The sequence below is a fragment of the Cloacibacterium rupense genome, from assembly GCF_014645495.1.
GTDB classification, from domain to species: domain Bacteria; phylum Bacteroidota; class Bacteroidia; order Flavobacteriales; family Weeksellaceae; genus Cloacibacterium; species Cloacibacterium rupense.
In genome coordinates, this window is record NZ_BMLV01000003.1 from 300,628 (window position 1) to 321,359 (window position 20,732).

Annotated in this window: 20 protein-coding genes and 2 pseudogenes; 13 read left to right on the forward strand and 9 right to left on the reverse strand. The window is 33.6% G+C overall.

Annotated elements, in window-relative coordinates; all coding sequences use genetic code 11:
* The 6 genes and pseudogenes from IEW40_RS14110 to murA form a co-directional block, all read left to right on the forward strand.
* Window positions 1-412: pseudogene (locus IEW40_RS14110) on the forward strand (hypothetical protein); the annotation flags it as partial.
* A gap of 22 nt (window positions 413-434) precedes the next feature.
* Window positions 435-1,013, forward strand: a complete 579-nt coding sequence (locus IEW40_RS09105; protein ID WP_188617772.1) for a phage tail-like protein — start codon at window positions 435-437, stop codon at window positions 1,011-1,013.
* Between the two features lie 103 nt (window positions 1,014-1,116).
* Window positions 1,117-1,608: a heme-binding domain-containing protein gene (locus IEW40_RS09110; protein ID WP_188617773.1), complete on the forward strand. Its 492-nt coding sequence runs from the start codon at window positions 1,117-1,119 to the stop codon at window positions 1,606-1,608.
* Between the two features lie 2 nt (window positions 1,609-1,610).
* A complete protein-coding gene (locus IEW40_RS09115) occupies window positions 1,611-2,015 on the forward strand; it encodes a thiol-disulfide oxidoreductase DCC family protein (RefSeq protein WP_188617774.1) in 405 nt (134 codons plus the stop codon).
* Window positions 2,016-2,122: 107 nt separating this feature from the next.
* Window positions 2,123-2,755 (forward strand): DUF4290 domain-containing protein, encoded by a 633-nt coding sequence (locus IEW40_RS09120; protein WP_188617775.1) that lies wholly within the window; start codon window positions 2,123-2,125, stop codon window positions 2,753-2,755.
* Complete coding sequence (gene murA, locus IEW40_RS09125; protein WP_188617776.1) at window positions 2,755-4,068, forward strand: UDP-N-acetylglucosamine 1-carboxyvinyltransferase; 1,314 nt, start codon at window positions 2,755-2,757, stop codon at window positions 4,066-4,068. The genes IEW40_RS09120 and murA overlap by 1 nt, the downstream gene beginning before the upstream one ends.
* 227 nt (window positions 4,069-4,295) lie before the next feature.
* On the opposite strand, the gene IEW40_RS09130 is transcribed toward murA, so the two are convergent.
* Both IEW40_RS09130 and IEW40_RS09135 read right to left on the reverse strand, forming a co-directional pair.
* Window positions 4,296-4,754, reverse strand: a complete 459-nt coding sequence (locus tag IEW40_RS09130) for a DUF1801 domain-containing protein (RefSeq protein ID WP_188617777.1) — start codon at window positions 4,752-4,754, stop codon at window positions 4,296-4,298.
* Between the two features lie 55 nt (window positions 4,755-4,809).
* Complete coding sequence (locus IEW40_RS09135; RefSeq protein WP_229663417.1) at window positions 4,810-5,382, reverse strand: YiiX/YebB-like N1pC/P60 family cysteine hydrolase; 573 nt, start codon at window positions 5,380-5,382, stop codon at window positions 4,810-4,812.
* A 163-nt stretch (window positions 5,383-5,545) separates the two neighbouring features.
* Between IEW40_RS09135 and IEW40_RS09140 the strand changes: the two genes are divergently transcribed.
* The 3 genes from IEW40_RS09140 to murB all read left to right on the forward strand — a co-directional run bounded on the left by IEW40_RS09140 (window position 5,546) and on the right by murB (window position 8,565).
* Entirely contained in the window at window positions 5,546-6,739 is a 1,194-nt protein-coding gene (locus IEW40_RS09140; protein ID WP_188617779.1) for a pyridoxal phosphate-dependent aminotransferase, read from the forward strand.
* 57 nt (window positions 6,740-6,796) lie between these two features.
* Window positions 6,797-7,339: a YfiT family bacillithiol transferase gene (locus IEW40_RS09145; protein WP_188617780.1), complete on the forward strand. Its 543-nt coding sequence runs from the start codon at window positions 6,797-6,799 to the stop codon at window positions 7,337-7,339.
* A 215-nt stretch (window positions 7,340-7,554) separates the two neighbouring features.
* Window positions 7,555-8,565: a UDP-N-acetylmuramate dehydrogenase gene (murB, locus tag IEW40_RS09150; RefSeq protein WP_188617781.1), complete on the forward strand. Its 1,011-nt coding sequence runs from the start codon at window positions 7,555-7,557 to the stop codon at window positions 8,563-8,565.
* 6 nt (window positions 8,566-8,571) lie between these two features.
* On the opposite strand, the gene IEW40_RS09155 is transcribed toward murB, so the two are convergent.
* The 4 genes and pseudogenes from IEW40_RS09155 to IEW40_RS09170 all read right to left on the reverse strand — a co-directional run bounded on the left by IEW40_RS09155 (window position 8,572) and on the right by IEW40_RS09170 (window position 12,517).
* Entirely contained in the window at window positions 8,572-9,426 is an 855-nt protein-coding gene (locus tag IEW40_RS09155; RefSeq protein ID WP_308421299.1) for a ComF family protein, read from the reverse strand.
* The gene (locus IEW40_RS09160) at window positions 9,374-9,823 is read right to left on the reverse strand and encodes a DUF4442 domain-containing protein (protein ID WP_188617782.1); all 450 of its coding nucleotides are present in this window, start codon (window positions 9,821-9,823) and stop codon (window positions 9,374-9,376) included. The genes IEW40_RS09155 and IEW40_RS09160 overlap by 53 nt, the downstream gene beginning before the upstream one ends.
* A gap of 60 nt (window positions 9,824-9,883) precedes the next feature.
* A complete protein-coding gene (locus IEW40_RS09165) occupies window positions 9,884-10,243 on the reverse strand; it encodes a hypothetical protein (protein WP_188617783.1) in 360 nt (119 codons plus the stop codon).
* 135 nt (window positions 10,244-10,378) lie between these two features.
* Window positions 10,379-12,517: pseudogene (locus tag IEW40_RS09170) on the reverse strand (M3 family metallopeptidase).
* Between the two features lie 183 nt (window positions 12,518-12,700).
* Here IEW40_RS09170 and IEW40_RS09175 point away from each other — a divergent pair.
* The 4 genes from IEW40_RS09175 (at window position 12,701) to IEW40_RS09190 (ending at window position 16,214) form a co-directional block, all read left to right on the forward strand.
* Window positions 12,701-13,528 (forward strand): head GIN domain-containing protein, encoded by an 828-nt coding sequence (locus IEW40_RS09175; protein WP_188617784.1) that lies wholly within the window; start codon window positions 12,701-12,703, stop codon window positions 13,526-13,528.
* A gap of 144 nt (window positions 13,529-13,672) precedes the next feature.
* A complete protein-coding gene (gene upp / locus IEW40_RS09180; protein WP_188617785.1) occupies window positions 13,673-14,323 on the forward strand; it encodes a uracil phosphoribosyltransferase in 651 nt (216 codons plus the stop codon).
* Between the two features lie 109 nt (window positions 14,324-14,432).
* A complete protein-coding gene (gene ribB, locus IEW40_RS09185; RefSeq protein WP_188617786.1) occupies window positions 14,433-15,554 on the forward strand; it encodes a 3,4-dihydroxy-2-butanone-4-phosphate synthase in 1,122 nt (373 codons plus the stop codon).
* A gap of 78 nt (window positions 15,555-15,632) precedes the next feature.
* Window positions 15,633-16,214, forward strand: a complete 582-nt coding sequence (locus tag IEW40_RS09190; protein ID WP_188617787.1) for a YdeI/OmpD-associated family protein — start codon at window positions 15,633-15,635, stop codon at window positions 16,212-16,214.
* Window positions 16,215-16,221: 7 nt separating this feature from the next.
* Here IEW40_RS09190 and fmt read toward each other — a convergent pair whose 3' ends face one another.
* From fmt to IEW40_RS09205, 3 genes are all read right to left on the reverse strand, one after another.
* Window positions 16,222-17,169, reverse strand: coding sequence for a methionyl-tRNA formyltransferase (fmt, locus tag IEW40_RS09195; RefSeq protein ID WP_188617788.1), 948 nt, complete (start codon window positions 17,167-17,169; stop codon window positions 16,222-16,224).
* Between the two features lie 102 nt (window positions 17,170-17,271).
* Entirely contained in the window at window positions 17,272-19,173 is a 1,902-nt protein-coding gene (locus tag IEW40_RS09200; protein ID WP_188617789.1) for a RecQ family ATP-dependent DNA helicase, read from the reverse strand.
* A gap of 98 nt (window positions 19,174-19,271) precedes the next feature.
* The gene (locus tag IEW40_RS09205; RefSeq protein ID WP_188617790.1) at window positions 19,272-20,732 is read right to left on the reverse strand and encodes an OmpA family protein; all 1,461 of its coding nucleotides are present in this window, start codon (window positions 20,730-20,732) and stop codon (window positions 19,272-19,274) included.

The following is a 20,732-nucleotide window of genomic DNA, read 5'->3' on the forward strand; positions in this document are numbered from 1 at the left end:
TGGTACAGCAGATGTAGGACAAGGAATAGGCGATTCTCTGGATAATACCCTCAATTCTTGTAAATGTTACAAACTGCCCTCTACAGATAGCAATACTTACCCTACCCAACATGGTATTACTGCCTTTAATAGAGCGGGTGCAGATAACCAAAACTGGCCAATGGTAAGACAAAGCGGATGGACAGCTTTGGAAGCAAGCACCAAAGGTTTTGTGATTAACAGAATGCCAGCAAGTACCACTGGAGGAAACGCTGGCGAACCTGTAGATGGTTCTGGTACAGCAGTAATTACTTCTCCAATTGCAGGAATGATGTTTTATGACACCACCAACGATTGTCTTAAAATAAATGTAGATGGCACAAGAAGCGGTTGGAAATGTTTCAATAATCAATCTTGTCCAGATGAAAATTAACACTCATTTAAAAGAAAAAATAATGAAAACGAAATATTTCTCTATACTCAGTGTAATGATGGCTTCTTTATCTTTTGCTCAGGTAGCCATTGGCAAATCTAGTATCACTAGTAACAGCACCAGTATTTCCTTAGAATTTGGAACAGGCAATAAAGGAATTATTCTGCCTTGGGCTACCACTGCTGCTGGAGTTTCTTTGTCACCAACCGCTAATGCAAAAGGAGGGGCTTTCATTTTGGATGTGGCTGACCGAAAGGTGAAAATAAGCAGAAACAACGGAACATGGTTTGACCTTAGTGTTCATAATATAGAAAAACCAGCAACAGGAGGTAATGTGGCCATTAATAATGCTTTACAAACCAATGCTTCATTTCCAGAAAAAGCAGATGCTAAGACGATGATTGGAGGCAATCCTACAACAGATTCTACCCCCGGAATTCTAGTTTTGGCAGATACAGACAAAGCGATGATTCCCCCTTTGGTAACAGACCCTGCTAGTAACATCAAGAATCCAGCGCCTGGAATGATGGTTTATGACCCTAGCAAGAAGCTGCTCGCCGTTTATAATGGTACTGTTTGGACATACTGGAGACAGCCTTAAATTCTTATAAATTTAAATATTTTTAATCCGATTCTTCTTTTTGAATCGGATTTTTTATTTTAAAATGATAAATTTTGTAACTTCACTTCGTAAAATAATAACAATGAAAAATTTCTTAAAAGTTCTTTTAGCTGCATTCATTATTCTTCAATTTTTTAGAATAGATAAGACTAATCCTCCAGTAGATAAAGACATGGATTTTTTGACCATCAAAAAAACACCAGAGAATCTATCGAAAATGATTAAAAGTGCTTGCTATGATTGTCACTCAAACGAAACCGTATATCCTTGGTATGCTAATGTACAGCCATTTGGTTGGCTCCTAAAAGACCATATAGACGAAGGAAGACGTGAACTTAATTTTTCTACTTTTGCAACTTATGAACCTCTGAGACAAGCTAAAAAATTAAATAAAGCAGCCAAAGAAGTTAAAGAAGGTGAAATGCCTCTAGAATCTTACCTCTTGATGCATAAAGAAGCCAAACTCAGCCAAGAACAAAAAGAATTATTGGTAACCTACCTTCTTACTATGAAAGACATTACAATGATGCAAAATAGTATTTCTGAAGAAGAACTAAAACAAAAACAAAAATAACCTTGATAGACAAAAATAAATATTACGTTTTTTATGACGGAGACTGCGGTTTCTGCAATTTTTGGGTACAATGGATTCTAGAAAATGATAAAGAAGACCAATATCTTTTCGCGGCTCTGCAAAGTGACTTTGGACAAAATTTTTTAAAAGAAAGAAGTCTTAAATCCGATGATTTTGACACCATTTATCTTTGGAAGCCAAATGCTTTCTATCTCACCAAATTAGATGCTATCCTGAAAATAGCAAACACCATCGGAGGAATTTATTATTTTGCGAATATTTCAAAAATTTTCCCGAAATTCATTAGAAATTTAGGTTATGATTTAATTGCTAAAAATAGAAAAAAATTGATGGAACAGACGTGTATAATTCCTACACCTGAACAGCGAAAAAAATTCGTAGAGTAGTCTATTTTAGAATTTCATCGATATTAAAACTATATTTATTACAAAGAATTCTCAACAAAAAATAATTATCTTTCGCTTCTAAATTTCTAATCATTATCTTTGCAACTATGGAATACAATACAGAAAGAAACCAACTCCTGATGCCAGAATATGGCAGACATATTCAACAATTGGTAGAACATTGCAAAAGTCTTGTTTCTAAAGAAGAACGCAACGAAATGGCATTGGCAATTGTAGAATTTATGGGGCAGAGAAATCCACACCTTAGAGACGAAGAAAACTATAAACATAAACTTTGGGATCATTTATATATTTTAGCAAATTATGAGTTAGATGTAGATGCTCCCTATCCTTTTCCTACTAGAGAAGAATTAGCACAAAAGCCTAAAAAAATGGAGTATCCTAAACTTCAAGGTGATTATAAATTCTATGGAAAAAGTATTCTACAGTTAATTGAAAAAGCAATAGAACTAGAAGAGGGAGATGAAAAAGAAGCACTTATAGAAGTGATTGCCAACAATATGAAAAAATCTTATAATGTGTATAATAAAGAACACGTACAAGATGAGGTAATCTTCCGCCATTTAAAAGAACTTTCAGAAAACAGACTAGACCTTACCGGAATTGATTCTTTAGAAAAAAGCAGAATTTATCATTCTAACAATAAAAATAAAAACCAAAACCAAAAAAACAATTCTAAAAAGCGATATAACAACCACAACAAAAACAGAAAAAGATAATGAGCGAAGCATTTCAAATTAGAGGCGGAAAACAATTACACGGCGAAATAAAACCTCAAGGTGCAAAAAATGAAGCACTCCAGATTTTGTGTGCAGTTTTGCTCACTGGCGAAGAAGTTAGGATTAAAAACATCCCAGATATTCACGACGTTAATCGTTTGATAGAAATCTTGGGAGATTTCGGGGTTAAAATCACCGAAAACGCTCACGGAGACTACACCTTCAAAGCCGATAATGTAAATTTTGATTACATAAAATCCAAAGAATTTAAAAAAGATGGTGCCAGACTTAGAGGTTCTATTATGCTTCTAGGGCCTATGTTAGCCAGATTTGGCGAAGCATATATGCCAACACCAGGTGGTGATAAAATCGGAAGAAGAAGGTTAGACACTCACTTTCAGGGTTTTATAGAGTTAGGCGCAGAATTTCATTATGACGAAGAAGAATATTTCTATTCTCTAAAAGCTAACGAATTAACAGGTAAATTTATTCTTCTAGAAGAAGCATCAGTTACAGGTACAGCAAACGTAGTAATGGCAGCTGTTTTAGCCAAAGGAAAAACCAGAATTTACAACGCTGCTTGCGAACCTTATTTGCAACAATTGTGTAAAATGCTCAACAGAATGGGTGCTAATATTTCGGGTATTGGTTCTAATTTATTAACCATCGAAGGAGTTTCTCATCTCCACGGAACCGAGCACACTATGCTTCCAGATATGGTAGAAATTGGCTCTTGGATTGGTCTTGCAGCTATGACAAAATCCGAAATGACCATCAAAAATGTAAATTGGAATCAATTAGGTGTAATTCCTAATACGTTCAGAAAATTGGGAATTCAATTAGAACAAAGTGGTGATGATATTTATATTCCTGCACAAGAACATTATAAAATTCAGAAATTTATAGACGGTTCTATTCTTACCGTTTCAGACGCACCTTGGCCAGGATTTACGCCAGACTTGCTCTCCATTGTTTTGGTAGTGGCAACTCAAGCGAAAGGCACCGTGCTTATTCACCAAAAAATGTTTGAATCTAGGTTATTTTTCGTTGATAAATTAATTGATATGGGAGCGCAAATTATTCTTTGTGATCCTCACAGAGCAACAGTTGTTGGTCTTAATCACGAATATCCTTTACGTGGCACTAATATGACTTCGCCAGACATCAGAGCAGGAAATGCCCTTCTGATTGCCGCACTTTCCGCCGAAGGAAAATCCATAATTCATAACATCGAACAAATAGACCGTGGTTACGAAAATATAGACGGAAGACTGAAAGCTCTCGGTGCTGATATTGAGAGAATCCAGTTATAAAATACAGAAACGCAACTTTTTACGAGTTGCGTTTTTTTTATCACAAATTAGAATTTTTTGGACAGCTATTTCCGCTCCACTTCGTGGGCAATCTTCAGCAAAAGCTTTGCATTTACTTCGTTTGTGTTCCCGCTTTTTTTGCCAATTTGCCAAAGCTTTTCCCATCACAAAATTAGCAAAAAGAGCTCCACTCAGGTCAGGCTGCGAAAAAGATTTCGCCTAAAACACTATTTCTTCAAAAAAGCACTTTCGTACCTTTCAATCCATTGTTCTGGAGTGATTTTACTCGCCAATTCACCAATTAATTGATACGGAATATCTTCTGGCTTTTTAAATCTCATACAAGATTTCCCCATATCCAATTTCTTTTTAGAGTATTTCGGAAATTCTGTTACAAACCAATTCAATAGATTTTCATCAGCATAAATTCCCATATGATAAATATTGATAGAATTTTTCTGCGAAGCCAAACTCAAAAAAGGCAAAGGCAATTCGGGCGTACAATGGTAACCTTTCGGGTAAATAGAATGCGGAATTACATACCCAATCATTCCGTAGCTCATTTGTTCTTCAAAACCTTTTGGTAAATTTTCTGAAATAATTTTTCTCAAATTTTCTAATGCTTCTCTTCTATCTTCGGGAAGTTCTGCAATGTATTCTTCTACAGTTTTTGCATTACTCGTCATATTGTTGTAATTTGAAAGGTTTAACTTAGTTGTAATTGTAAATCTTAGATTACACTTAATTCAATTTTCTTATTTTTAATAACTTCTCAGAACCAGCCAATCCATTAGGATTACATCCCATTTTTCCTTCAGGTACTTCTAAGTTTTTTTCTTGATAAAATTTCAACCAAAAATCATCTGTCTTTCCCGTTTTAGGATTAATGAAAGTCATCGGCTTTAATTCAAAGATATGATTATTTCTAAAAATTCTTTCGATAAAATCTGAGCAATACAAAGATTCATCATTGAGGATATAATTGAAATTATAAGGCTTTCCTAACAGAGAATTAGCTTTCTTAATAGCTTCTGGAATTGAATATTGAAATTCAGGTTTTAGTCTGTAAAGATAAATTTCTGCATTTCCTTCAGATTGGGTTTTGATAAAACTTTGGAGACTTTCTTTTTGCGAACCACCTTTTGGAGCAGCGTGAAGTACAAAAATGGTATTTTTATTCTTTTCTATAATGCCAATATGATCATAGTTGTCAGAGGCATTTTTTTGAGTTACACGATTAATGGCACCTGATAAATTCTCTTTTTGAGCCGTTACAAAAACCAAATCACCATTTTTTATGTTGTTATATTTCAATGTTTTGCAACTATAAAAAAGCATTGAAATCAATATTAAAATCCAAATTTTCTTCACAAAATTCATTTTACGTAAAAGTATAAAATCTATCCCAAAAAATTGCAAAATCTTATATTCTTTAAATTCCCGAAATAATGTTATTTTTGTACAAATCCTCAATTTTATGCCTAAAATATCAAACAGAGCAGTAAATATGCCTGCTTCGCCCATCAGAAAATTAGTTCCTTATGCATTGGCTGCGAAAGCTAAAGGTACCAAAGTTTACCACTTAAATATCGGGCAACCTGATATTGAAACTCCAAAAACGGCACTAAATGCGCTTAAGAATATCGACTTAAAAGTTCTAGAATACGCTCTTTCTGAAGGTAATTTAGACTACAGAAAACAACTAGAAAAATACTATCATTCTATTGGTTTTACAGATTTAACTACTAATAATTTCATCGTTACCAATGGTGGTTCAGAAGCGTTGAACTTCGCACTTTCTGTAGTTTGTGACAGCGGAGACGAAGTCATCATTCCAGAACCGTATTATGCCAATTATAATGGTTTTACCAATGCAATCGGTGTAAAAGTAGTGGCGATACCTTCTTCTATTGACACAGGTTTTGCCTTGCCAAAAATTGAAGAATTTGAGAAAAAAATCACCGAAAAAACCAAAGCAATCTTAATTTGTAATCCGGGAAATCCTACTGGCTATCTTTACACCAGAGAAGAATTACAAAAATTAGCCGAAATTGCTCTTAAACACGATATTGTGATTATTTCTGATGAAGTTTACAGAGAATATGTTTACGATGGAGAAAAGCAAGTTTCGATGTTAGAATTCCCAGAACTAAAAGAAAATTGTATCATCATCGACTCAGAATCAAAAAGATATTCTATGTGCGGGGTTAGAATTGGTTTTTTAGTAACTCGTTCTCAATCGCTTCATAATGCGGCAATGTTGTTTGCGCAAGCCCGGCTTTCACCTGTTCTTATCGGACAAATTTTAGCAACAGCAGCTCATAACGATGATGCGGAATACATTAATTCTGTTCGTGAAGAATACACCAAACGCAGAAATCTTTTGGTAGAATTATTGAATGAAATTCCGGGTGTGAAATGCCCAAAACCAAAAGGAGCTTTCTATTGTGTAGCCGAACTTCCTGTAGAAGATGCCGATGATTTCGCGCAATGGATGCTCGAAAGCTTTTCTCATAACGGCGAAACCGTAATGGTAGCGCCAGCTTCAGGATTTTATTCTCAACCAGAACTCGGCAAAAAGCAAGTTAGAATAGCTTATGTTTTAAAATCCGAAGACTTAAAACGAAGTGTAGAATTGCTGAAAATAGCTTTAGAAGAATACAATAAATAAATTTTTGAAAACGAACTTCGGTTCGTTTTTTTATTTTAATTTTGAGAAAAACTTACAATGAACGAACAAGAATTAGAACAACTAAAATATCCTATCGGAAGATTCAAAAACCCAGAAAACTTTACTCCAGAATTTTTAGAAAATTGCATTTCAGTTATTGAAAATTTTTCAGAAAATTTAAGAAGAGAAGTTATAAATCTCACAGACAATCAACTAGATACACCTTACAGAGAAAATGGTTGGACAGTGAGACAAGTTGTGCATCATTGTGCGGACAGTCATATCAATAGTATTTTGCGTTTCAAATTGGCTTTAACCGAAGAAAAACCCACCATAAAACCTTATTTTGAAGACAGATTTGCAGAATTAATAGACTCGAGAAACTTTCCAATCGAAGCTTCTTTACAGATGTTAGATGGAACACACAAAAGATGGACTGCACTTTTAAAATCCCTTTCTGATGAAGATTTACAAAAAACATTTATTCATCCTGAACATAACAAAGAATTTACTTTGCAAACCAATATTGCCATTTATGCTTGGCATTGCAATCATCATTTAGCGCATATTACTTCGCTTAAAAAAAGAATGAATTGGTAAAGTTTAAAAAAAATGTATTGAGCCGCGAAGTGGCGATTTAATAAAGGATAGGATGCAGTCCTATTAAGAAGAATGATGTTTTTCAGAAATTTTAAGGTTAATTAATGATTACACCCCGTCAAAAATTCTCCAAATTTTTGCCACCCCTCTAAAAGAGGGGAATTTTTCCGTAAATTTGTAAAAATAAATTGCACTTAGAAACACGAATCTCATCAATGAAAATTCAAGAAAATTTTTCTTTAAAAAAATACAATACATTTGGTGTAGAAGCCAAAGCCAAATATTTCGCAGAAGTAAATTCCGTAGAGGAACTTAAGGAAACGCTACAATTCTCTTATTCGCCTATTTTAGTTCTTGGTGGAGGAAGTAATGTACTTTTTACCAAAGATTTTGATGGATTGGTAATTAAACTCAATTTAAAAGGCATTTCAGAAAAAATTTTAGATGAAAACCACGTTTTAGTCACCGCAAAAGCTGGTGAAAACTGGCACGAATTTGTGCAATTTGCCATTTCAAAAAATTACGGTGGTTTAGAAAATCTTTCGCTAATTCCAGGAAATGTAGGAACTTGCCCGATTCAAAACATTGGAGCTTACGGCACCGAAATTAAAGACCATTTTATTTCTTGCAAAGCTTTAAACACCGAAACTCTCAAAGTGGAAACCATTGATTTAGAGCAATGTAAATTTGGATATAGAGATTCTATTTTTAAAACTTCTGCCAAAGGAAAATACATTATTTTGGAAGTTACCTTTAAATTAACTACCAAAAATCATCACATCAAAACTGAATACGGCGCTATTTCTACAGAATTGAAAAATTTAGGAATAGAAAATCCTACGATTCAAGATGTTGCAAAAGCGGTAATCAATATCAGACAAAGTAAATTACCAAATCCAGCGGAAATTGGCAATGCTGGAAGTTTTTTCAAAAATCCAACTATTACTTTAGAACAATTTGAAAATTTAAAACAAAAATTTCCTGAGATTCAAGGTTATGCCAATGGAGATTTTGTGAAAGTTCCTGCGGGTTGGCTCATAGAAAACGCTGGTTGGAAAGGTAAACAAATCGTGAATGTAGCTTCTCATAAATTACAAGCTTTAGTAATTATCAACGCAACTGGCAACGCAACAGGAAAAGAAATTTATGATTTCTCAACAATGATTATTGATGCGGTAAAAGAAAAATACGGAATTGAATTAGAAAGAGAGGTGAATATTATTTAAAATAATCTAAACATCAATCGCCATTACCAAAATGCTTATTTTATTGCTAGGATTTTTTAGAATTTCCCAAACGATGGTATTCATCGTATTTCCTGTGGTAAAAACATCATCTATTAACAAAAAGTGTTTTCCGTGGAGGTTTTCTGTGACGGAAAAATCATATTTGGTTTCTAATCTGTGAAGTTTATCTTTTCTGGCTTGTGCTTTTTGATAGGAATTTCTTTTCAAAAATTTTTGATGATGAGGAATATTCCAATGTTTAGAAAGTGTATTTGCATAAAGATGCAATTGGTTATAACCTCTTTTCTTTAATTTTTTAGGATGAAGCGGAACAGTTACCAAAATATCGGGTTTTTCTTCGGAAAATTGTAATCTTTCAGCGGTCCAATCAGCTAGAATTTTCCCAACTTTTTCTTGAGAATGATATTTGAGTTGATGAATAATTTTTCTACTGAGTCCTTCTTGTTCAAATTCCATCAGCGCAAAAGCATTTTCTACAGGAAAAAGCAATTTACAACGGTTTTTCAAAGGATTTTCTTCGTAGAAATTATAGTGTGAAAATTTAATTTGAGGAACACAAATTTCGCACACCAATTCGTCTTTAGAAATAATAGAATTGCAATGCAGACAACGATTCGGGAAAAGTAAATCCAAAAGCATGAAAATGGTTTTTAGTTTTAGAAAACTAAAATAATGAAAAATAATAAACCACTCCGCTTTTATAAGTGATTTTGATGATTTTTTCTCGCAGATTTGGCTGATTATGCTGATTTTATCTGCTAAATCTGCTTTATCAGCGAGATATTCTTTAATTTTTCGTTTTAAAACTCCAAGTAAATGCAAATTTAGAAACCACGTCACCTTTTTCGTCTTTGCCTTCAGAAAACATCGTTAATGTTTGTCCTGCTCCAGTTTCTATCGCTTTTTGCAAAATAGCGTCTAATTCTTTGCCTTGATTGCAAGAAAAAGTAATTCTTCCGACTGCTTTTTTGGTAAATTCGGCTTCATTTTTTACGACGAGCATTGAGATTTTTTTACCAGATTTTCTAATTTTTTCAGCACAAAGAAATCCTGTGGAAAATTCTGCCGCCATTCCTTGAACTGCCCAAAACATAGACTTAAAAGGATTTTGATTGAGCCAACCAAATTTTACTTTGGTTATGCAAATATCATCGTTTAATTGTTTCAAACGAACACCAGCCAACCAAGAAATTGGGATTTTTGTAAAAAGATATAAGTGAAATTGAGTTTTATTCATTTCACAAATCTAAATATTTTAAGTTTTCGGGCAATAAAAATTTGTATGAAATGAATAGTTTTATCTTAAATTCAATTCGAAACAACAATTGTAATAAATATAACCTGCTGTAACTAATGTTGCTACTGTTAATCCTGAAATTTTTAGTAATGAAAGTTTTTGAGTCTTTACATTTTGAATGTCTTTAATAGATATTTTTTCTGTATGTTTTTTAGTTTGCATATCAATATTATAATCATAATATCTAACTTTAATGCTGTCATTTTCAATACTTAAAACTTTTATTTCTTTTTCTGTGTTATTATGAATAATCTTATAATTATTATTCTTTTCAAAATTTTTAAAATCAACAGTTGCTTGTTTATAACTGTAACAACTTGTCATAACAGATAAAATTGTAATTAAAAATATATTTCTCATGGCGTAAAATTTTAAACAAATTTAGTCCTTACAATTTTCAAAAAAATTGATTGAAATCAATAAAACAAAAAAACCACCGAAAAAAAATTCAGTGGTTTAAATATTCAGACTTCCGTCTCCTAACTTCGGTCTCTACTATTTCACAAATCCTTTGTCCTTTAAAAGAGGTGTAATTTCTGGATCTTTTCCTGTGAAGTCTCGAAATGCTTGGTTAAGATCTACAGAATTTCCAACAGAAAGTATGTATTTTCTAAATCGATCTCCGTTTTCTCTGGTCATTCCGCCATTGTTTTTAATCCAATCCCAAGCTGCAGAATTCAGCATGTCGCTCCACATATAAGCGTAATAGCCAGCTGAATAACCACCTCCCCAAATATGTGCAAAGTATGGCGAATGATACCTAGGCGGGACTTGCGGAAGCGTAAATCCGTATTTCTGTAAAACGTCTTTCTCGAATTCTAAAGTGGGTTTAAATTGGTTTTCAGAAGTTACAGAATGCCAAGCCATATCTAGTGTAGCCGCAGAAACCAGCTCTGTAGTGGCATAACCTTGGTTGAAGGTTGCAGCTTTTTTTATTTTTTCTACCAAAGCAGTTGGCATGGGTTGTTTGGTCTCGTAATGAAGTGCATAATTTTTAAGAACGGCTGGTTCTAGAGCAAAAAATTCATTGATTTGAGAAGGGAATTCTACGAAATCTCTTGGCACATTAGTTCCAGAAATGGTTACATATTTTTGGTTGGCAAAAAGTCCGTGAAGTGTATGTCCGAATTCATGGAACATAGTAGAAACATCATCATAAGAAATAAGCGATGGTTTTCCTGGGGCTGGTTTTTGGTAATTAAATACGTTTACAATTACAGGTTTTGTATTGGTAGTAAAAGATTGTTCTACAAAATTACTCATCCAAGCGCCACCGTTTTTGTTATCTCTGGTGTAGAAATCTAGATAATAAATGGCTAGGGATTTCCCGTCTCTGTCAAAAACTTCATACGCTACTACATCTGGATGATAGACTGGCAAATCTTTTCTTTCTTTGAAGGTAATTCCGTAGAATTTTTCGGCTGCGAAGAAAACGCCTTTTTCTAAAACAGTAGAAACTTCAAAATAAGGCTTAATTTGGTTTTCGTCTAGGTCATATTTTGCTTTTCTCACTTGCTCTGCATAGAAATTCCAATCCCAAGGTTCTAACGAAAAACCACCTTTTTGTTCGTCTATTAATTTCTGGATATCATCTGATTCTTTTTTGGCTTGTGCTACAGCAGGATTGGCTAATTGAGAGAGAAGTTTCAAAGCATTCTCTGGTTTTTTTGCCATTTGATCCATCAGATTAAGTTCTGCATAAGAAGATTTTCCCATCAAGTGAGCCTTATCCATTTTTAGTTTAGCCGTTTTTTCTAGGATTGCTCTGGTATCATTTTCGTCACCTTTTTCGGCTCTGTACCAAGACGCTTTGAAAAGTTTTTCTCTAGTAGCTCTATTTTTAAGATTTTGCAAAAGTGGTTGTTGAGTGGTATTTAATAAAGTTAAAAGATATTTGCCTTCTTACCCTGCATTTTTAGCATCGGTAGCAGCCGCAGCAATTTCGTCAGCAGAAAGTCCGTCTAATTCTTTTACATCATTAATTAAAACCGCTCCTTTTTTTCTAGCTTCCAGAAGTTTGCTGGTAAATTGGGTAGAAAGCGTTGCTAATTCTGCATTAATGGCTTTCATTTGTTCTTTTTGTGCATCTGTAAGATTAGCACCAGCCAACTCAAATCTTTGTTTGTAAACTTCAATTAATCTTTTGTCTTCAGAATCTAATCCCTCTGTTTTAATGTCTTTGATTCTGTTAAAAATTTTAGAATTAAGATAAATTTTATCTGAATGCGAAGCAAAAATAGGTGCATATTCTTCTTCTATTTTTTGAAGAGTAGGATTGGTATTAGAACCTGTAAGATTGTAGAATACAATTTGAGCTCTTTTTAGAACTTCTCCACTTTTCTCTAGTGCCAACACAGTGTTTTCGAAGGTTGGAGTTGCTGTATTATTGGCAATTTTTTCAATTTCTGCAAGATTTTGCTTTAATCCAAAATCAAAAGCAGGCTTAAAATGTTCATCTTTAATTTTATCAAATTCTGGAGCTTGATATTGCAGTGAGCTCTTCTTCATAAAAGGATTGTTGGCTAATGCAGCATCTACAATCTGGTCTTTTGGGGTTTCTGTATTTTTCATAGAGGTACAAGCAATGTTGAAACTTAAAGTAGAAATCAACACAATAGATGTAATATTTTTCATTGTACAGTTGTTGTAAGTATAATGGGATAAAGATACGAAATTTGTGGGAAGTTGGAAGTCGGAAGTTGGAAGTCGGAATTTGAAAATTTTTCAAAACACCTCAAACAATCCCAAACACGATTTCTAATATTAAATTTTGTAACATTTTGAGAATCAAATCGTCTAATTATAAAAAATGAAATTATGAAAACATCTATTATTTCTATGTTGGCAATGAGCGTTGTACTGACTTCTTGTGTATATGTAAGTCCTGGTAAAAATGGGGAAAATGGCAACGATGGATGGAATGTTTTTTCAGGTAACGAAGGAACAGGACCAGTCACAGATAAAACTTATACGGGTAATATAGACCAAATTCAGGTTTCTACTTCCATTAATGCAGAAGTGATAAAATCTGATACTGAAAAAGTTGTAATTTCTGCGCCATCTGATATTATGGAATTTGTGAAAGTAGATAATAATGGAGGAAAAGTGAAAGTTTATGTAAATTCAGGATATGGTAATGGAATCTCTACCAAAAACGTAAAAGCTAAAATCTATGTTAAGGATTTCACACAATTAAGTGCAAATTCAAGCGCAGATATTAAGGTAAATGATACCTTTACCCAAGATAAAGTAGAAGTGTATGTTTCTAGTTCGGGCTCTATAGATGCTTCCAATTTAGAAGCCAATGATTTTAAAATAGATGTAAGCAGTAGCGGAGATTTTTCTGGTAAAATTTGGGCCGTAAACCTTAATGCTTATGCATCATCATCTGGTGATGTAAATATTTATGGAAAAGCTAAAAATGCGACATTAGACGCCAACTCTTCTGGAGACATAAAAGCGACTGAATTAATGATAGAAAATGCAAACTTATCTGCTTCTAGCAGCGGAAATGTAACAACCTCTGTGAGCAGAAGCCTTACTGCAAATGCTAGTTCTTCTGGTGATGTTACGGTTTACAAAAAAGGAAATTTAGAGCAATCTAAAATCCAAAAAGGAAGTGGTGGAGATGTTTATATCAAATAATACATTCATTATAATTTTCATATTAAGTTAAAAGAAAAGCAACCGAAAAATTTTGGTTGCTTTTGTATTATAAAGAACTGCTTTTAAAAATATTTTCAGCCTCCAAAAAATATCAATAAATTTGTATCATTAACATAACTACCAATGGTCATAGAACTCTCTCAAAATTTTTCTCTTGTTAATTCTTGGATTAACGAACTAAGAAACATTGACACTCAAACCAACAGAAATAACTTCAGAAGAAATATGGAGCGTATCGGTGAAATTGCTGCTTACCATATTTCTCAAGATTTAGAGTACAAAGAAATAGAAATTACTACACCTCTAGATAAAATTGTGGTAAAAGAAATTGCTGTACAACCTGTTCTAACAACCATTTTGAGAGCCGGAGTCCCTCTTTTTCAAGGCATCCTTAATTATTTTGATAAAGCAGATTGTGGTTTTGTAGCAGCATACAGAAAACACGACGCCAATGATTATTTCTCTATAAAACAAGATTATCTAACTTGCCCTAATGTAGACGGAAGACCATTAATCGTAGCAGACCCAATGTTAGCAACTGGCGCATCTTTGATAGAAGCATTAAAAGATTTATTAAACCACGGCACACCATCTCAATTGCATATTGTAGCGGTAATTGCCAGTCAACACGGAGTAGATACCATTCAAAACGCTTTCCCAAAAGCTAAAATTTGGGTAGGAGCCATAGACCCAGACCTTACCCCGAAAGGTTATATTTCTCCAGGATTAGGAGATGCCGGAGATTTAAGCTACGGACAAAAACTTCAAAACTAAATTAATTTTTTTATAGATTTTCCCTTTCATCAGCATAGCTTTTGAATAGAGTGTTTATTGGTATTTTCTCAAAATAAACCTTTATCTTTGCGCAAAAATAAAAAGTAAAATGTCTGATATTAAACTCAATACAATTCCTGAAGCCATAGAAGACCTCAAAAACGGTAAAGTAATCATTGTTGTAGATGATGAAAACCGCGAAAATGAAGGAGATTTTCTGTCGGCTGCAGAACTTACCACACCTGAAATTATCAATTTTATGACCATCCACGGGAGAGGACTTATCTGTACTCCACTTCCCGAAAAAAGATGTGATGAATTAGGTTTAGAAGCGATGGTTTCTAGAAGTACAGACCCAAAAGAAACTGCTTTCACCGTTTCTATAGATTTATTAGGTGAAGGAGTTTCTACAGGAATTTCGGCAAGTGATAGAGCCAAAACCATCTTAGCATTAATGGATGAAAACACAAAACCAACAGCATTTATGCGCCCTGGTCATATTTTCCCATTAAGAGCCAAAACTGGAGGTGTACTAAAAAGAGCTGGGCATACCGAAGCCGCTATTGATTTAACCAAATTAGCCGGACTAAAAGAAGGTGGTGTAATTTGTGAAATTATGAATGAAGACGGAACTATGGCGAGATTACCAGAATTAGTAGAATTGGCTAAAAAATTAGATTTAAAAATTGTTTCTATAGAAGATTTAATCAATTATCAACTCAAAAAAGGAGATTTGGTGAATGAAATCGAGCATAGAATGGTTACTACTAAATTTGGTGAATTTGAGTTTCACGCTTTTCAAGAAAAACACACAGACCAAATTCACTTTGCGCTAACCAAAGGAAGTTGGGAATTCGAAGAACCTGTTTTGGTAAGAGTACAGTCTTCTAATGCGTATTTTGATGTTTTCAGTAGATTGATTAATGGAGAGGAACCTCAACTACAACGCATTACCAACATGATTAACCAAGAAGGCAAAGGTGCTCTTATTTTCATCAATAACGTTTCTAATGCAGAAATTACGATGAGAAAACTTCAACAGTTTTTGAATTATCAAGACGGACAAGTTGCCAGACCTACTCTTTCAGCCAATTTTGTAGAATATGGTATTGGAACTCAAATTCTGAAAAAACTTGGTATTACTAAATTTAGAGTAATTACTAAAAACCCTAACCAAAAGCCCGTGCTCTCTGGTTATGGTGTAGAAGTTACAGAAATGGTACAATTGTAAAATATTTAAATTACCTTTTTTAATATAGCGTAGTAAATCTCTACGCTTTTTTTATATTTATACTTAAAGAGTAGATTTATGAAACCAATATTTTTTCCAACAAAAGAAAATTTCAGAAAATGGCTAAAAGAAAATCATTTGTCTTCTGCTGAAATTTTGGTTGGTTTTTACAAAGTATCTACTAAAAAACCTAGCATGACTTGGAGTGAATCTGTAGACCAAGCATTGTGTTTCGGATGGATAGACGGTGTAAGAAAATCTATTGACGAAGAAAGTTATCAAATAAGATTTACGCCCAGAAAACCAAACAGTATCTGGAGCGCTGTCAACATTAGAAAAATAGAAGAACTCATCAAAAAAGAATTAATGTTTCCCGCAGGAATTGCTGCTTTTGAGAAAAGACAAGAACACAAATCAAAAATATATGCTTTCGAAACGCAAGCAATGCAACTTCCCGAAGAATTTTTAAAAACATTTAAGTCAAATTCCATTGCTTGGGAATATTTTGAAAACCTTGCTCCATCTTATAAAAAAACATCAATTCATTGGGTAATGAGTGCTAAACAAGAAGCAACTCAACAGAAAAGACTTCTACAATTAATCTCTGATTCTGAAAACCAAACCAACGCTTGGAAAGACAATAGATATCAAAAAAAATAACGTAAAACTACGCTATTTCTATATTTTCGAAGCTGTGAAATCCGTTTAAGAAATCTTTCACATTCATTCTCTTTTTACCTTCAAGCTGAACTTCTGTTGGGCAATAAAAACCGTCTTTGGTGTAAATTTTAAAAACATTTTTACCAATTTCTAGAGTTCCTGCTTCTTTTTTATTTTCAGAAATTTCAAAATTTCCTGCATAGATTTTTAAGCCTTTTACCTCATCACTGATTTTCAAAGAAGTAAAAGCACAAGGATACGGCGACATTCCTCTCACGAAATTGTGAATCTTCTGCGTTTCTTGATTCCAATTAATACGGGTATCTTCTTTAAATATTTTAAAAGCATTTTTGGGGTTTGCAACTTGTGGCTGAGGTTGTTCTGTAATAGAATTTTCGGCTAAACCGTCTAAAGTTTTCACCACTAGTTTCGCACCCATTTCCATTAATCTATCGTGCAGACTTCCAGCATTTTCGTTTGATGAAATTGGTAATTCTTCTTGTAAAAGAATGTTTCCTTCGTCTATTTTTTCGTTGATAAAAAAGGTGGTTGCTCCAGTTTTTTCTTCTCCGTTGATGATGGCAAAATTAATAGGAGCAGCGCCTCTATAATCAGGTAACAAACTTGCGTGAAGGTTAAAAGTCCCAATTTTAGGCATTTCAAAAAGAATTTTGGGCATCATTCTAAAAGCAACAACCACAAAAACATCAGCATCTAAATTTCTGATTTGTTCTAAAAATTCAGGATTTCTTAATTTTTCTGGTTGGAAAACCGTCAAATTATTTTCTTCTGCATATTTCTTTACGGGAGACTCTGTCAGTTTTTGACCTCTTCCGGAAGGTTTATCTGCTACTGTAACCACACCTACCACTTGGTGATTAGATTGATGAATTGCGGCTAAACTTTCTTTAGCAAAATCTGGCGTTCCGAAGAAAACTACTTTTAAACTTTTCATTATACTTTTTCGCTCCTACGGAGCTCATTTTTAAATTCAGATTATTTTATTACAAACTTTTCGCTTCCCTAAACTGGAAAAAGTTCTACGAACTCTAGAATACTATTTAATTGTATAAGTCCTAAAATCTAACATCTTTATTTTCCCCAATTCTAGTAAAAAGATAAGATGGTCTTGTAAAGCTTCTCTTTGATGGAAATGGAGCATAATCGCCAATTCATCTATGGTAGCTGCTCTTTTGGTTAAAGCTTCTAAGATTTGTTTCTCTAAACTTTGTTGGTTATTGGTCGGATTTTTTTCGGTACAAACATAGCAATTTCCACAATTTTTAGCATTTTTTTCACCAAAATAAGTGAGGATAAGTTTCATTTTACAGAAATCCTTATTCCTAGTATAGAATTTCATTTCTTCCCATTTCTGGAGTTTGTTTTTTTGAATTTGCTCGAAAAGATTCCACCATTTCCCTTCGAAAGTTCGGTCTTCCCTTTGCTTCAAAAATCGAATGCTATCTAGACTACCATCTAAATAATCTACAAAACCTTTTTTATGAATTTCTCTAAGTCTAGCTTTTAGTTCTTTGGATTCTACACCAAGTTTTTTGCAAAGATTAGCTTCGCTGAAAGGTGCCTTATGAGAAGACAATCCATCAATATTTCTTAAAAGAAGTTCAATGAAATAACTTTCTTTTTTGGGTAAATTCTCTAAATCATAGACTTCAAATTTAAGCTCAAGAGTAGATAAATTTTTAGAAGTGTTGAGATAAATAAGTTCTTGATTATGCATAAAATTGAGCACATTCTTAATCTTTGCCTGAGAAATCTTGGTAAACTCCTGAATTTTCGAAATACTCAACTCAAAAATCTGTTCTGGAAGTTCGTTTTCCCCAATCATAAACTTAGAATAGAGATAAGAAATTGTCCTCAGAAATTCTTTTTTACTTGGCGTTTGATTTTGAAAAACTTGGTCTAGATTCAGCAATTCTTGTTCATTCCAAAGTAAGAAAGCGTAGCTCTTTTCTCCATTTCTACCTGCTCTACCAATTTCTTGATAATAATTTTCTAATGAAGCTGGAGGAGAAAAATGAATTACAAATTGTACATTATCTTTATCAATCCCCATTCCGAAAGCATTGGTAGAAATCAATACATTTTGGTTGCTTTTCAACCATTTTTCTTGTTTTTGATGCTTTTCTTTGACTGATAAACCTGCGTGAAAAAAATCTACATTTTGTAACTTTTTTCCTTGTAAAAAGTAAGATAAATCTTCTGCATCTTTTCTGGTTCTCACATAAATAATTCCCGATGAGTTGGTATTTTTTAACAAATCAAAAATATATTGATATTTATCTGAAACCTCATCGATAAAAATACTGATATTATCTCTTTTAAAACTTTTCTTAAAAATCAAATACTGATTAAAGCCTAATTTGACTTTGATGTCATCAATCACTTTCGGCGTAGCTGTAGCGGTAAGTGCCAGACAAGGAACGCTTTTAAACTGATTTCTAAAATTTTTGATATTTTGATAACTCGGTCGGAAATCTTGTCCCCATTCCGAAATACAATGCGCCTCATCTACTGCGATAAATGAAATGGAAATTTCCTCAATCCTTTCTAAAAAATTTTTATTTTGTAATCTTTCAGGAGAAACATAGAGCAATTTGGTGAGACCTTCTATGCATCTTCCGTAGATTTCTTCTTCTTGTGCTTCGTCTAGTTCAGAGCTAAGGTATTCTGCTTCTATTCCTTTTGATTTCAACTGTTGAACTTGGTCTTTCATTAAAGCTAAGAGCGGCGAAATTACCAAACAAGTTCCTTCTAGAACTAATGCTGGCAGCTGATAACAGAGTGATTTACCACCACCTGTTGGCAAAAGAGCAATGGTATCTTTACCAGAAATGATAGTATTAATAATATCTTCTTGTGAATCTCTAAAAGAATCATAGCCCCAAAAATCTTGAAGGGTTTCTGTAATGATTTTAGAAATTTGAATAGAGGATTGCATTTGGTAAAAATAAGAAATCTGTTTCAAAAAACCACATAAAAAAAGCTACGACTAGCGCAGCTTTTGAAATGAATTTTATTAAATTTATTGAACTAAAATTAGTTTAATGCTTTTACTTCAACTTTTCTATCTTGTAATCTTTCTGCATCAGAAGCAGATTCTGGAACTGTAGCTTCAGCTTCACCAACACCTTTTGATTTCAATTGGCTAGGCGCTACACCTCTTTTCACTAATTCTTTTACTACTTCTGCAGCTCTTAATTGAGAAAGTCTCAAATTAGCAGCGTCATTTCCTTTTTTATCAGTATGCCCAATGATTAAGAAAGAACCTCCATTTGTAGATTTTATTAGATTAGCAGCAAGGTCTAGTTTAGAAACAGATTCTGGTCTTACAGTACTTTTACCAAGATTAAATAACAAATCTTTAAGTGCAGCTTGAATGTCTGATGCTACTTGGGTATTGTCAATTGGAGCTACTGGAGCAACAGCTATAGGACAACCATCATTTTCTACAGGACCTGGCACAGTTACACATTTGTCTCTAAGATCTATTACACCATCTAAGTCTGCGTCTAGGGCTACACCAGCTCCATCTACTCTAGCACCTGCAGGAGTATCTAGTTGTCTATCCCAATCATCACAAACACCATCATTATCTGTATCTCCTTTTTTGCAAACTTCTACATCTACATTTTTACTTTCTAATACGTCTAGTCTATAGTAAATTTCTTGCAATGGATCGTGCCACATTAAGTGAGACTCATGTTTACCTAATTTAAGAGTAATACCTAAACTTGCATTAAAGAAATTATCAGAATATTGTTCTTCTCTAGAGTTTAAAGATACATTAGGACTAGGATTAAGGACATATACATTTCCACTTCCACCATCAAAGTTATCATCCCCAGTAACTACATACATTACTCTACCTTCAATGTCTAATCTTCTATTGACATTAAATTTAAGCCCAGCACCTGCTTGACCAAATAGAGAAAGTTTTTTCAGGAATTTAACATCAGTAATAAGATTTTCCCCAAGTTTATTACTAGGATTTAAAAGGTCTTCGTCTTGTCTATACGCTTTATATCCTAATGTACCTACACCTGCATAACCATGTAATGCCCATCTGTAAGGAGAACGGTTATCTGATCTTCTTAATAAATTAGAAAAATTGATATCCCCGATAAGAGATAAAGCTTGATATTGAGTTCTAGCTCCTAGACCAGCGTCTTTTTTAAGATTTACATTACCTTGCTTAGTCTCTCCCATTTCATATTGAAGATTCAATCCAAATGCATGGGTAATTGCTTTATCTACACTAAGATAAGCAGAATAACCAAACAAATTTTTACCGTTTCCGTTTTTAATTGAGGTCATGTCTGCAGATTGTAGCAAAGGAACTCCAACCCCGGCAGAAATAGCCCAATCATTAAATTTTTTATCCTCTTGTGTGAAAGGATTAGCCTTATCTCCTGAGTAGAATTTATCATTACTTTGCGCAGAGACAGTTGCTGGCAAAATAGCTGTAAATAATGCTAATGTTGCTAAATTTATTTTCAT